Genomic DNA, 12,680 nt, shown 5'->3' on the forward strand with positions numbered 1-12,680 from the left:
GCGCAGCACGGGCCGGGCGCTGACCCGGGCCTGATCCGGTCGACCGCGCATGCTGTCCGCCCTCGCCATCGCCAACTACCGCTCGCTGCGCCAGCTCACGGTGCCGCTCGGGCGGCTCACGGTCGTGACCGGGCCCAACGGCAGCGGCAAGTCCAGCGTCTACCGCGCGATGCGCCTGCTGGCCGAGATCGCCAGCGGCGGCGCGGTGCGCTCGCTGGTGCGCGAAGGCGGCCTGGCTTCCACCCTGTGGGCCGGGCCCGAGCGCTTCTCGGCCGCGGTGCTTCGCGGCGAGGCGCCGGTGCAGGGCACGGTGCGCAGCGAGCCGGTCAATTTGCGCCTGGGCTTTGCGGGCGAGGGCGACGACGATTTCGGCTACGCGATCGACATCGGCCTGCCGCCGCCCGTGCCACCCTCGGCCTTCTCGCACGACCCGGAGATCAAGCGCGAGGCGCTCTGGAGCGGCCCGGTGCTGCGGCCCGCGAGCCAGCTGGTCGACCGCAAGGGCCCGGCGCTGCGCGTGCGCGACGAGGCCGGCCGCTGGGTGGCCGTCGAGCGCCGCATCCCGGCCTTCGCCAGCATGATGACCGAGTACGCCGACCCGCGCGCCGCGCCGGAGATGCTCTCGCTGCGTGAACGCATGCGCTCCTGGCGCTTCTACGACCATTTCCGCTCGGACGCCGAGGCGCCCGCGCGCAGCCCCCAGCTGGGCACCTACACGCCGGTGCTGGCCAACGACGGGGCAGACCTCGGGGCGGCGCTGCAGACCATCCGCGAGATCGGCGACGCCGAGGCGCTCGACCATGCGCTGGACGATGCCTTTCCCGGCGCGCGCGTCGAGGTCGCGGCCGGCCCGGACGGCCGCTTCGAGGTGCGCATGCACCAGCACGGCCTGCTGCGCGCGCTGAGCGCGGCCGAGCTGTCCGACGGCACGCTGCGCTACCTGCTGTGGATCGCCGCGCTGCTGTCGCCGCGGCCGCCCAGCCTGCTGGTGCTCAACGAACCCGAAACCAGCCTGCACCCCGACCTGCTGCCCGCGCTCGGCCGGCTGATCGCGCAGGCCGCGGCCCAGACCCAGGTCATCGTGGTGTCGCATGCCACCCGGCTGATCGCCTCGCTGGAGTCGGCCGCGGGCGAAATGGCGCTGCAGTCGGTGGTGCTGGAGAAGCACTTCGGCGCCACCCGCATCGCCAACCTCGACATGGGCGACATCCCGCCCTGGCACTGGCCGGCCCGGTAGCGACCCTAGAATCGACGCCATGTCCCTCGAAACCCTCAGCGTCCGCGGCCAGCCCGCGGTCCGGCTCCGCCTGCCCGGCGGCGATGCCTGCACCGTGGCGCTGCACGGCGCGCAGCTGCTGTCCTGGCAGACGGCCGACGGCGTCGAGCGCATCTACCTGAGCCCCGAGGCGCTGTTCGACGGCCGTTCCGCGATCCGCGGTGGCGTGCCGGTGTGCTGGCCGCAGTTCAACCAGCGCGGTCCGCTCCCCAAGCACGGCTTCGCGCGCAACACGGCCTGGCGGCTCGAGCCGGACCAGGCGCCGGGCGAACTCCTGTTGTGCCTGCGCGACGACGACGCCAGCCGCGCGCTGTGGCCGCATGCCTTCCGCCTCGGCTTGCGCGTCACGCTGACGCCGGGCGCGCTGCGCATCGCGCTGGACGTGCAGAACACCGGTGCCGAGCCCTGGGCCTTCACCGCCGCGCTGCACACCTACCTGCAGGTCGACGAGATCGCCGACGTGCGGCTCGAAGGCCTGCAGGGCGCGCAGCGCTGGGACGCGGTCCGCGATGCGCGCCATGCCGAGACGGCCGAGGCCCTGCGCTTCGGCCCCGAATTCGACAGCGTCTACGCCGCGCCCGCCGCTGCGCTGAAACTGGTCCAGCCCCGCGGCGCCCTGGCCATCGCCCAGAGCGCGAGCTGCACCGAAACCGTGGTCTGGAACCCCGGTGCCGCGCTGGCGTCGAAGCTGGCCGACCTGCCCGACGAGGGCTGGCGCCACATGCTGTGCGTCGAAGCCGCCCGCATCGACGACCCCGTGCCGCTGGCGCCCGGCGCCGCGTGGCAGGGCTGGCAGCAGCTCAGCGTCCTTTGAATCTCCTTTTTTCTCCCGAACCAACACCATGCTCGCCAAACGCATCATTCCCTGCCTCGACGTGACCGGAGGCCGGGTCGTGAAGGGCGTCAACTTCGTCGAACTGCGCGACGCGGGCGACCCGATCGAGATCGCCGCGCGCTACAACGCCCAGGGCGCCGACGAGCTGACCTTCCTCGACATCACGGCCACCAGCGACGGGCGCGACCTGATCCTGCCGATCATCGAGGCCGTGGCCTCGCAGGTCTTCATCCCGCTGACCGTGGGCGGCGGCGTGCGCACGGTCGACGACGTGCGCCGGCTGCTCAACGCGGGCGCCGACAAGACCAGCTTCAACTCCGCCGCGCTCGCCAATCCCCAGGTGATCGAGGACGCCTCGCAGAAATACGGCGCCCAGTGCATCGTGGTCGCGATCGACGCCAAGCGCCGCTCGCCCGAGGACGCCGCCACGCGCGGCGCGGGCTGGGACGTCTACAGCCATGGCGGACGCAAGAACACCGGCCTGGACGCGGTGCAGTGGGCGGCCGAGATGGCGCGCCGCGGCGCGGGCGAGATCCTGCTGACCAGCATGGACCGCGACGGCACCAAGAGCGGCTTCGACCTGGCGCTGACCCGCGCGGTGAGCGACGCGGTCAACGTGCCGGTGATCGCCTCGGGCGGCGTGGGCAACCTCGACGACCTGGCCGACGGCATCCAGACCGGCGGTGCCGACGCGGTGCTGGCCGCCAGCATCTTCCATTACGGCGAATACACGGTCGGCCAGGCCAAGGCCCGCATGGCCGAGCGCGGAATCCCGGTACGCCTGTGAGGCCCTCTGTTCACGGCGTGATGCCCCGGGGTGGGACAATCCGGCCATGAACTGGCTCGATGAAGTGAAATGGGACGCGAACGGCCTGGTGCCGGTGATCGCGCAGGAACAGGGCAGCAACGATGTCCTGATGTTCGCCTGGATGAACCGCGAGGCGCTGGCCCGGACGGCCGAGCTCGGCCGCGCCGTGTATTTCAGCCGCTCGCGCAACAAGCTGTGGTTCAAGGGCGAGGAATCCGGCCATGTGCAGACGGTGCACGAGATCCGCCTCGATTGCGACAACGACGTGGTGCTGCTCAAGGTGACACAACTCGGTCACGAACCCGGCATTGCCTGTCACACTGGCCGTCACAGTTGTTTCTTCAGCCGGTACGAGAATGGCCAGTGGACCGCGGTCGAACCGGTCCTCAAAGACCCAGGGACGATCTACAAATAATGGAAACGATGAGCACCGACGCGCTGGACCGCCTTGCGGCCGTGATCGAAAGCCGCCTGCCCGCGCGTGGCGGCGACCCCGAACAGAGCTATGTCGCCCGCCTGCTGCACAAGGGCCCCGATGCCTTCCTCAAGAAGATCGGCGAGGAGGCGACCGAGGTCGTGATGGCGGCCAAGGACGCCGACCATGGCGGCGATCCGCAAAAAATAGTGAACGAAGTCGCCGATCTGTGGTTCCACAGCATGGTGGCGCTGGCGCATTACGGCCTGAGCCCGCGCGAAGTGGTGGCCGAACTGGCGCGCCGCGCGGGCACCAGCGGCATCGAGGAAAAGGCCCTGCGCAAGGCGCAGGACCGCGAAGCTTCCAACGACTGAAAGGACGCCATGGCCAACGACATCGTGACCGCCGAGCCCGACGAGACGCTCAGGACCTGGGGCTGGGTCAGCTACATCCTGCACCTGATCGTGGCGGTGGGCGCGGTGTTGCCGGGTGCCCAGGCCTCGGTCGTGCTGCTGCTGATCGCGCTGGTGATCGACCTGGTCAAGCGCCCCGACGCCGCTGGCACCTGGCAGCAGTCGCACTTCAGCTGGCGCATCCGCTCGGTGCTGTGGGCGGGCGTGCTGTACGTGGTCACGGCCTGGCTGTGGCTGCTGTTCGTCGTGCCCGGCTGGATCGCCTGGGGGCTGATCTCGCTGTGGTTCCTCTACCGTATCGTCAAGGGCATGGTGCGCATGAACGCCGGCCGTTCCATGGAGCCCGCCGATGTCGTCTGATTCGAACTGCATCTTCTGCAAGATCGTCGCGGGCCAGATCCCGTCGAAGAAGGTCTACGAGGACGAGGAGCTGTTCGGCTTCCACGACATCTCGCCCTGGGCGCCGGTGCATTTCATGCTCGTGCCCAAGCGGCACATCCCGTCCATGGCGCAGTTGACACCCGACGATGCGGCGCTGATGGGCCGGATCATGACGCTCGCGCCGCAGCTGGCGCTCGAGCAGGGCTGCCGTCCGTACCCCGAGGGCGGCTTCCGGGTGGTGGTCAACACCGGCCAAGAGGGCGGGCAGGAAGTCCACCATCTCCATGTTCACGTCATGGGCGGTCCGCGCCCGTGGTTCAAGGGCTAGTCATGCTGGCGGGTGGCGGCCCTGTCCGCCCATGCCGCCGGGACTAAAATTCTTTTCATTCTTCAGGAGTACTTCCATGGGTTCCTTTTCCATCTGGCACTGGCTGATCGTGCTGCTCGTCGTGGTCATGATCTTCGGCACCAAGAAGCTGCGCAACATGGGCTCCGACCTGGGCGGCGCCGTCAAGGGCTTCAAGGACGGCATGAAGGACGGCTCGTCCACCGACACGCCCGCTGCGCCCACGCAGCACGTGACCGGCACGCCGGCCGCCGACAAGTCGACCATCGACGTCGAAGCGCGTCAGAAGTCCTGAGCCGCCGCGCGTGATCGACCTCGGCATCTCGAAACTCGCGCTGATTGGCGCGGTGGCGCTGATCGTCATCGGCCCTGAAAAGCTGCCCCGGGTGGCGCGCACGGTCGGCATGCTGCTGGGCAAGGCCCAGCGCTACGTCAACGACGTCAAGTCCGAGGTCAATCGCTCGATGGACCTCGACGAACTGCGCAAGATGAAGGACACGGTGCAGGAAGCTGCGCGCGATGTCGAACAGAGCATCCACGCGGGTGCCAGCGACTTCGAGAAGCAGTTCTCGGAGAGCGGCCAGACCCTGTCGGCGCTGGCCGAGCCCGAGGCCGTGTCCTATCCCGAGTACAAGCATCCCCGCAAGAACTGGCGTTTGAAGCAGGGCGCCACGCCGCAGTGGTACAAGTCCCGCAACGGCGTTCGTACCAAGGCGCTTTCCGGCGCGGCGCGCGTCGCGCGCTTCCGTCCCCACAAGATCAACTAGCCGCCACGCCGAATCGGCCGCGTGCAGCGCGACCCGACTTCCTGCCCGCAGCGTTCCCTCATGGCCGATTCCACCGACAAGAACAAAGACGACGAACTGGCCGGCACCGAGCAGCCTTTCGTCGCGCACCTGATGGAGCTGCGCGACCGGCTGCTCTATTGCGTCTACGGCCTGGCCGTGGCCGCGGCGCTGCTGGCCTTCTGGCCGGGCCCCAGCGGCCTGATCGACCTGATCGCGATGCCGATCAAGGCGCACATGCCGCCCGGCGCGAAGCTGATCGCCGTCGGCGTGTTCTCGCCCTTCTTCGTGCCGCTCAAGGTGCTGGGCATGACCGCCGTGCTGCTGGCGCTGCCCTGGCTGATGTACCAGATCTGGATGTTCGTGGCGCCGGGCCTCTACAGCCACGAGAAGAAGTTCGCGCTGCCGCTGATCCTGTTCGGCAGCCTGCTGGCCTATGCGGGCATCGCCTTCGTGCAGTTCTTCGTGCTGGACAAGATGTTCGGCTTCATCCAGAAGTTCACGCCGCCCAGCGTGGCCGCCACGCCCGACATCTCCTCGTACGTGGAGGCGATCCTGTCGCTCTACATCGCCTTCGGCTGCGCCTTCCAGGTGCCGATCGTGGTGATGCTGCTGGTGCGCTTCGAGCTGGTCACGGTCGAGAAGCTGCGCAGCTTCCGCGGCTACTTCATCGTGCTGGCCTTCGTGGTGGCCGCCGTGCTCACGCCGCCCGACGTGGTGTCGCAGCTGGCGCTGGCGGTGCCGATGTGCCTGCTCTACGAGATCGGGATCATCGCGGCGCGCTACTTCGTGAAGCACAGTGCCGCGCCCAAGGAAGAAGAGGGCGCCGACTCGGCCTCTTCCTGATCTTCCTGATCTTCCGGACGATGCCCGGCGCCGGGCATCGTCTTCGGGCTACTCCGTATCGGCCGGGCTGCGACGCTGCTGCACCTTGGGCCGCAGGCCCGGCACCACGTTCAATTCCATCTTGTCGGTGCCGCGCTGCAGCGCGAAGCGCGCCTCGTTGCCGGGCTTGAGGCCGGCCACCGCGGTCAGCAGCTCCTGCACGTTGTCGATCTTGCGGTCGTCCACGTTGGTGATCACGTCGCCGGGCCGGATGCCGGCCTTGGCCGCCGGGCCGTTCTGCAGCACGCCGGTGATGATCACGCCGGCGTTGGCCTTGACGCCGAAGGTCTCGGCCAGTTCGGGCGAGAGGTTGTTGGGCTCCACGCCGATCCAGCCGCGCGTGACCTTGCCTTCCTTGACGATGTCGCCCAGCACCTGCTTGGCGATCGACACCGGGATCGCGAAGCCGATGCCCATGCTGCCGCCCGAGCGCGAGTAGATCGCGGTGTTGATGCCCTCGAGGTTGCCGTTCACGTCGACCAGCGCGCCGCCCGAGTTGCCCGGGTTGATGGCCGCGTCGGTCTGGATGAAGTTCTCGAAGGTGTTGATGCCCAGTTGGTTGCGGCCGAGCGCCGAGACGATGCCGCTGGTCACGGTCTGGCCGACGCCGAAGGGGTTGCCGATGGCCAGCACCTGGTCGCCCACCGCCAGCGCGTCGGAGTTGCCCAGCACGATGGCCGGCAGCTTGTCGAGTTCGATCTTGAGCACCGCCAGGTCGGTTTCCGGGTCGGTCCCGATCACCTTGCCGCGCGCATGCCGGCTGTCGTTGAGCGTGACGTCGATCTCGTCGGCACCCGCCACCACATGGTTGTTGGTGAGGATGTAACCGTCGGTGCTGACGATCACGCCGCTGCCCAGGCCCACCTGGGGCTGGTCGTCGCCCTGGTCGCCGAAGAAGAAGCGGAACCAGGGGTCGTTGCTGCGCGGATGGCGCTGCGCGGCCTTGCTGGTGTTGATGCTGACCACCGCCGGCGCCGCCTTGCGGGCGGCGGCGCTGAGGCTGCCGGCGGCCGTCGTGGCCGGGCTGGCGTTGCCGGGCGCCTCGATGATCGAGACCAGCCCGCTCAGCGAGGTGCGCCGGTTGAGCCACTCGGGCTTGAGCGTGGCGACCACGAAATAGGCCGCCAGCAGGACGGTCACGGCTTGGGCGAAGAGCAGCCAGGTGCGTTTCATGAACAGAGGGGCAAAAGCGAAAGGAGAGCGCGGCCACACGCGGCCGGCGCCAGGGCGCAATTGTCCCTCAACGCTTCGCAACGCTGGCCACGCCGCGCCACAATCGGCACATGAGCACCACCCGCCACGAACTCCTGCACGCCTTCGACCTGCTGCTGGCCCCCGCGCGCTTCAAGGACTACGGGCCCAACGGCCTGCAGGTCGAGGGCCGCACCACGGTGCGCAAGATCGTCTCGGGCGTGACCGCCAGCCGGGCGCTGATCGAGGCCGCGATCCATGCCGAGGCCGATGCGATCTTCGTGCACCACGGCCTGTTCTGGCGCGGCCAGGACGGCCGTGTGACCGGCTGGATGCGGCAGCGCCTGGGCCTGCTGCTGGGCGACGACGTGAACCTGTTCGCCTACCACCTGCCGCTCGACGCCCATCCCGAGCTGGGCAACAACGCCCAGCTGGGGCTGCAGCTGGGCCTGGCGGCGCACCTGGGCCCCGCGGGCCGCTTCGGCGAGCAGGACCTGGGCTTCATCGGCGGGCGCATCGACGGCAGCGGCTTCGCCGACGCCGCGGCGCTCGCGGCGCACGTCCAGCAGGTGCTGGGCCGCCATGTCACGCTGGTGCCGGGCACGCGGCGCCCGATCCAGACCGTGGCCTGGTGCACCGGCGGCGCCCAGGGCTACTTCGAGGCCGCGATCGCGGCCGGCGCCGACGCCTTCATCACCGGCGAGATCTCCGAGCCGCAGGCCCACTACGCGCGCGAGATGGGCGTGGCCTTCCTGGCCTGCGGCCACCACGCGACCGAGCGCTACGGCGCACCGGCGGTGGCCGCGCACGTCGCCGCCCAGCTGGGGCTGGCGCACGAATTCATCGACATCGACAACCCGGCCTGACGAACATGAGCGCCATCCCCGCATCGGGCGGTCTGCCCATCGCCATCACCATGGGCGACCCGGCCGGCATCGGCCCCGAGATCGTGGCCAAGGCCTTCCTGCAGGCGCCCGAACTGACGCGCGGCTGCTTCGTGGTGGGCGACCTCGGCACCCTGCGCCGGGCCGCGGCGGCGCTGGCCGTGCCCGGCGGCGTGTCGCTGCCGGTGGCGCTGATCGCGCGGGCCGAGGAGGTCGCGGGCCTGCCGCCGCATTGCCTGCCGCTGCTGCAGGCCATCGAGGTGCCGCAGGGCGTGGTGACCGGCCAGGTCGGCGCGGCCGCGGGAAAGGCGGCCGGCGACAGCGTGGTCTGGGCCGCGCGCGCGGCGCTGGCGGGCCAGGTGGCGGCCATCGTCACCGCGCCGCTGCACAAGGAATCGCTGGCGGCCGCGGGCTTTCCCTTCCCCGGCCACACCGAGCTGCTGCAGGCCGAGGCGGCCGCGCACCTGGGGCGTCCGCTGGCCGAGGTGCCGGTGCGCATGATGCTGGCCAACGACGAGCTGCGCACGGTGCTGGTCAGCATCCACATGTCGCTGCGCCAGGCGATCGATGCGGTGCACCGCGAGGGCGTGCTGGACACGATCCGGATCGCGCACCGGGCCCTGGGCGCCGCGCTGGGCCGCGCGCCGCGCATCGGCGTGGCGGGGCTGAACCCGCATGCGGGGGAGGGCGGACTGTTCGGCAGCGAGGAGCGCGAGGTCATCGCGCCGGCCATCGCCGCGGCGCGCGCCGAAGGCATCGACGCCCAGGGTCCCCATGCGCCCGACACCGTCTTCATGCGGGCCCGGGCCACGCCGGACAAGGCCGGCGAATTCGACGTGGTGATCGCGATGTACCACGACCAGGGGCTGATCCCGGTCAAGTACCTCGGCGTGGACAAGGGCGTGAATGTGACGCTGGGGCTGCCGCTGGTGCGCACCAGCCCCGACCACGGCACCGCCTTCGACATCGCGGGCACCGGCCGCGCGGACCCGGCCAGCCTGATCGAGGCGATCCGGATGGCGCGATCGCTCGCGCCGGACGCGCTCAGGGGCGCTTGAGGCTGTCGCGGATCTCGCGCAGCAGCGCGATGTCCTCGGGCGGGGCCGCCACGGCGGGCGCCGCTTCTTCCTTCTTCCGCAGCCGGTTGATCTGCTTGACCATCATGAAGATGATGAAGGCCAGGATCAGGAAGTTGACCGCGATGGTGATGAAGTTGCCATAGGCCAGCACCGGCACGCCGGCCTTCTTCAGGTCGGCCAGGTTGTTGGCCACGCCGGCCGGCACCGTGCCCAGCACCACGAAGAGGTTGGAGAAATCCAGCTTGCCGAAGACCAGGCCGGCGAGCGGCATGATCACGTCGCCGACCAGCGAATCGACGATCTTGCCGAAGGCGGCGCCGATGATCACGCCGACGGCCAGGTCGATCACATTGCCCTTGATGGCAAATTCCCGGAACTCTTTGAGAACGCTCATGTCTGCCTACCTCGCGTTGATGTTGGAATCGCGGTCAGTATAGGGGTGCTCCGGGCTTCGGCGCGGCGCGGCCCGTGGGTGGGTGCGCGTTGAATCTGTCTGTATCGCTCCGCTACAATCGCGGGTTGACCCAAGCCCCCAGCGAGAAGATTGAGGACCCCCATGAGTGACATCCCCGTCGGCGCCCCCCGGATCGACAAGAGCAAGAGGACGTGGTTGATTGCATCGACCTGCGCCGGTGCAGTGGGTGGCGTGGCAACCGCCATCCCCTTCGTCAGCACCTTCCAGCCCTCCGAGCGCGCCAAGGCCGCCGGTGCGCCGGTCGAAGTGGACATCAGCGCGATGCAGCCCGGCGAGAAGATCACCGTCGAATGGCGCGGCAAGCCCGTGTGGATCCTCAAGCGCACGCCGCAGCAGATCGCTGAGCTGCCCAAGCTCGACAGCCAGCTGGCCGATCCGAAGTCGGCCCGCAACCCGGCCGAATTCACGCCCGAGTACGCGCGCAACGAAGGCCGCTCCATCAAGCCCGAAGTGCTGGTGGTGGTCGGCATCTGCACGCACCTGGGCTGCTCGCCCATCGACCGGCTGCAGGCCGGTCCGCAGCCTTCGCTGCCCGACAACTGGGAAGGCGGCTTCCTGTGCCCCTGCCACGGCTCGACCTTCGACCTGGCCGGCCGCGTCTACAAGAACAAGCCCGCGCCCGACAACCTCCCGGTCCCGCCGCACATGTACCTCTCGGACACGCGCCTGCTGATCGGCGAAGACAAGAAAGCCTGAGGCAGAAGAAGAATATGGCTGAATTCCACGAAATCTCCCCCAATGCCCCGGCCGGCGAAAAGCTGCTGAACTGGGTCGACAACCGCTTCCCGCTGACCAAGCTGTGGAACGACCAGTGGGGCAAGTACTACGCACCGAAGAACTTCAACTGGTGGTACATCTTCGGCTCGCTCGCGATGCTGGTCCTCGTGATCCAGATCGTGACCGGCATCTTCCTGGTGATGCACTACAAGCCCGACGCCAACCTCGCGTTCGCCTCGGTCGAGTACATCATGCGCGACGTGCCCTGGGGCTGGCTGATCCGCTACATGCACTCCACGGGGGCCTCGGCCTTCTTCGTGGTGGTCTACCTGCACATGTTCCGCGGCCTGATCTACGGCAGCTACCGCAAGCCGCGCGAGCTGATCTGGATCTTCGGCTGCGCGATCTTCCTGTGCCTGATGGCCGAGGCCTTCATGGGCTACCTGCTGCCCTGGGGCCAGATGTCCTACTGGGGCGCCCAGGTGATCGTGAACCTGTTCGCCGCGATCCCCTTCGTCGGTCCTGACCTCGCGCTGCTGATCCGCGGCGACTACGTGGTGAGCGACGCCACGCTGAACCGCTTCTTCAGCTTCCACGTGATCGCCGTGCCGCTGGTGCTGCTGGGCCTGGTCGTGGCGCACCTGATCGCGCTGCACGAAGTCGGCTCGAACAACCCCGACGGCATCGAGATCAAGGCCAACCTCGGTCCCGACGGCCACCCGGTCGACGGCATCCCGTCGCACCCGTACTACTCGGTGCACGACATCTTCGGCGTCGTGATCTTCCTGACGATCTTCTCGGCCGTGATCTTCTTCGCGCCCGAAGCCGGCGGCTACTTCCTGGAGTACAACAACTTCATCCCGGCCGACTCGCTCAAGACGCCCAACCACATCGCGCCGGTCTGGTACTTCACGCCCTTCTATTCGATGCTGCGTGCCATCACCAGCGAGATGATGTATGCGCTGATCGCCTGCGTCGTGGGCGCCGCGGTGTTCGGCGTCTGGAAGACCCGCGTGCCGGCCATCGTCAAGGGTGCGTTCGTGATCGCCGCAGTCGTCGTGGCCGCGCTGATGCTCTCGATCGACGCCAAGTTCTGGGGCGTGGTCGTGATGGGCGGTGCCGTCATCATCCTGTTCTTCCTGCCCTGGCTGGACAACAGCCCGGTCAAGTCGATCCGCTACCGCCCGAGCTGGAACAAGTACCTCTACGGCGTGTTCGTGATCAACTTCCTGGTGCTCGGCTACCTGGGCGTGCAACCGCCGTCGCCGCTGGGCGAGCGCGTGTCGCAGGTCGGCAGCCTGTTCTACTTCGGCTTCTTCCTGCTGATGCCGTGGTGGAGCCGTGTGGGTACGTTCAAGCAGGTGCCGGACCGCGTCACCTTCCATGCGCACTGAGCCAAGAGAAGAAGAATGAAGAAACTGATCCTCACGCTGATCGCCGCCCTCGGCATCGTCACGGGTGCCCAGGCCGCCGAAGGCGGTATCGCCTGGGACAAGGCGCCCAACAAGACCAACGACCTGGCGTCGCTGCAGAACGGCGCCAAGCTGTTCGTCAACTACTGCCTGGGCTGCCACTCGGCGGCGTTCATGCGCTACAACCGCCTGCGGGACATCGGCATCACCGAGCAGCAGATCAAGGACAACCTGCTGTTCACCACCGACAAGGTCGGTGAAGTCATGAAGGCGAACATCGATCCGCACCAGGCCAAGGAATGGTTCGGCGCGAACCCGCCCGACCTGACGCTGGTGGCGCGCTCGCGCGCCGGCCATGGCGGCACCGGTGCCGACTACCTCTACACCTACCTGCGCACCTACTACCGCGACGACACCAAGGCCACGGGCTGGAACAACCTCGCGTTCCCGAGCGTCGGCATGCCGCACGCGCTGTGGGAACTGCAGGGCGACCGCCGTCCGGTCTACACCAAGATCGAGTCGCACGGCCACGAGGTCGAAGTCTTCAAGGGCTGGGAACAGACCCGCCCGGGCACGCTGACCCCGCTGCAATACGACCAGGCCGTGGGCGATCTCGTCAACTACCTGCAATGGATGGCCGAACCGGCCCAGAACACCCGTGTGCGCATCGGTGTCTGGGTGCTGCTGTTCCTCGTGATGACGCTGGTCTTCGTCTGGCGCCTCAACGCCTCGTACTGGAAAGACGTCAAGTAAGCCGTCCAATGCCGATCGATGCCGC

General features: G+C 68.5%; 17 protein-coding genes. 15 read left to right on the forward strand and 2 right to left on the reverse strand.

The features are described from left to right. Positions 1–49 precede the first annotated feature (49 nt). The 10 genes from QTI20_RS13805 (at position 50) to tatC (ending at position 6,105) form a co-directional block, all read left to right on the forward strand. Positions 50–1,237 (forward strand): AAA family ATPase, encoded by a 1,188-nt coding sequence (locus QTI20_RS13805; protein WP_286551632.1) that lies wholly within the window; start codon positions 50–52, stop codon positions 1,235–1,237. Between the two features lie 19 nt (positions 1,238–1,256). Continuing rightward, positions 1,257–2,090, forward strand: a complete 834-nt coding sequence (locus QTI20_RS13810; RefSeq protein ID WP_286551633.1) for a D-hexose-6-phosphate mutarotase — start codon at positions 1,257–1,259, stop codon at positions 2,088–2,090. A 28-nt stretch (positions 2,091–2,118) separates the two neighbouring features. Next, positions 2,119–2,898, forward strand: a complete 780-nt coding sequence (gene hisF / locus QTI20_RS13815; RefSeq protein WP_286551634.1) for an imidazole glycerol phosphate synthase subunit HisF — start codon at positions 2,119–2,121, stop codon at positions 2,896–2,898. A 46-nt stretch (positions 2,899–2,944) separates the two neighbouring features. Continuing rightward, positions 2,945–3,334: a phosphoribosyl-AMP cyclohydrolase gene (hisI, locus tag QTI20_RS13820; protein ID WP_183024996.1), complete on the forward strand. Its 390-nt coding sequence runs from the start codon at positions 2,945–2,947 to the stop codon at positions 3,332–3,334. Next, positions 3,334–3,708 (forward strand): phosphoribosyl-ATP diphosphatase, encoded by a 375-nt coding sequence (locus tag QTI20_RS13825; protein WP_503011399.1) that lies wholly within the window; start codon positions 3,334–3,336, stop codon positions 3,706–3,708. Before hisI ends, QTI20_RS13825 begins: the two co-directional genes overlap by 1 nt. A gap of 9 nt (positions 3,709–3,717) precedes the next feature. Beyond that, entirely contained in the window at positions 3,718–4,107 is a 390-nt protein-coding gene (locus QTI20_RS13830; protein WP_286551636.1) for a DUF4870 family protein, read from the forward strand. Continuing rightward, entirely contained in the window at positions 4,097–4,456 is a 360-nt protein-coding gene (locus QTI20_RS13835; protein ID WP_183024998.1) for a histidine triad nucleotide-binding protein, read from the forward strand. Before QTI20_RS13830 ends, QTI20_RS13835 begins: the two co-directional genes overlap by 11 nt. 76 nt (positions 4,457–4,532) lie before the next feature. After that, positions 4,533–4,769 carry a Sec-independent protein translocase subunit TatA gene (tatA, locus tag QTI20_RS13840; protein WP_183024999.1) on the forward strand — a complete coding sequence of 79 codons (237 nt, stop codon included), beginning with the start codon at positions 4,533–4,535 and terminating at the stop codon, positions 4,767–4,769. A 10-nt stretch (positions 4,770–4,779) separates the two neighbouring features. Then, entirely contained in the window at positions 4,780–5,241 is a 462-nt protein-coding gene (gene tatB / locus QTI20_RS13845; protein WP_286551638.1) for a Sec-independent protein translocase protein TatB, read from the forward strand. Positions 5,242–5,301: 60 nt separating this feature from the next. Beyond that, positions 5,302–6,105 (forward strand): twin-arginine translocase subunit TatC, encoded by an 804-nt coding sequence (gene tatC, locus QTI20_RS13850; protein ID WP_286551639.1) that lies wholly within the window; start codon positions 5,302–5,304, stop codon positions 6,103–6,105. A gap of 48 nt (positions 6,106–6,153) precedes the next feature. On the opposite strand, the gene QTI20_RS13855 is transcribed toward tatC, so the two are convergent. Beyond that, positions 6,154–7,317, reverse strand: a complete 1,164-nt coding sequence (locus tag QTI20_RS13855; RefSeq protein ID WP_183025002.1) for a S1C family serine protease — start codon at positions 7,315–7,317, stop codon at positions 6,154–6,156. A gap of 110 nt (positions 7,318–7,427) precedes the next feature. On the opposite strand from QTI20_RS13855, the gene QTI20_RS13860 reads away from it, so the two are divergent. Both QTI20_RS13860 and pdxA read left to right on the forward strand, forming a co-directional pair. Beyond that, complete coding sequence (locus QTI20_RS13860) at positions 7,428–8,201, forward strand: Nif3-like dinuclear metal center hexameric protein (protein WP_183025003.1); 774 nt, start codon at positions 7,428–7,430, stop codon at positions 8,199–8,201. Positions 8,202–8,206: 5 nt separating this feature from the next. Next, positions 8,207–9,277 carry a 4-hydroxythreonine-4-phosphate dehydrogenase PdxA gene (pdxA, locus tag QTI20_RS13865; protein WP_286551642.1) on the forward strand — a complete coding sequence of 357 codons (1,071 nt, stop codon included), beginning with the start codon at positions 8,207–8,209 and terminating at the stop codon, positions 9,275–9,277. Here the strand turns inward: pdxA and mscL are convergent. Further along, a complete protein-coding gene (gene mscL, locus QTI20_RS13870; RefSeq protein ID WP_286551643.1) occupies positions 9,264–9,692 on the reverse strand; it encodes a large conductance mechanosensitive channel protein MscL in 429 nt (142 codons plus the stop codon). The genes pdxA and mscL overlap by 14 nt on opposite strands. 162 nt (positions 9,693–9,854) lie before the next feature. Between mscL and petA the strand changes: the two genes are divergently transcribed. From petA to QTI20_RS13885, 3 genes are read left to right on the forward strand one after another with little or no spacing between them, the layout of a single operon-like run. Next, entirely contained in the window at positions 9,855–10,469 is a 615-nt protein-coding gene (gene petA / locus QTI20_RS13875; RefSeq protein WP_183025006.1) for a ubiquinol-cytochrome c reductase iron-sulfur subunit, read from the forward strand. Between the two features lie 14 nt (positions 10,470–10,483). Further along, a complete protein-coding gene (locus QTI20_RS13880; protein ID WP_286551645.1) occupies positions 10,484–11,884 on the forward strand; it encodes a cytochrome b in 1,401 nt (466 codons plus the stop codon). 15 nt (positions 11,885–11,899) lie between these two features. After that, entirely contained in the window at positions 11,900–12,655 is a 756-nt protein-coding gene (locus QTI20_RS13885; RefSeq protein ID WP_286551646.1) for a cytochrome c1, read from the forward strand. The last annotated feature ends 25 nt before the right edge of the window (positions 12,656–12,680 follow it).

This window comes from Variovorax sp. J2P1-31 (genome assembly GCF_030317215.1).
Classification (GTDB): Bacteria; Pseudomonadota; Gammaproteobacteria; order Burkholderiales; family Burkholderiaceae_C; genus Variovorax.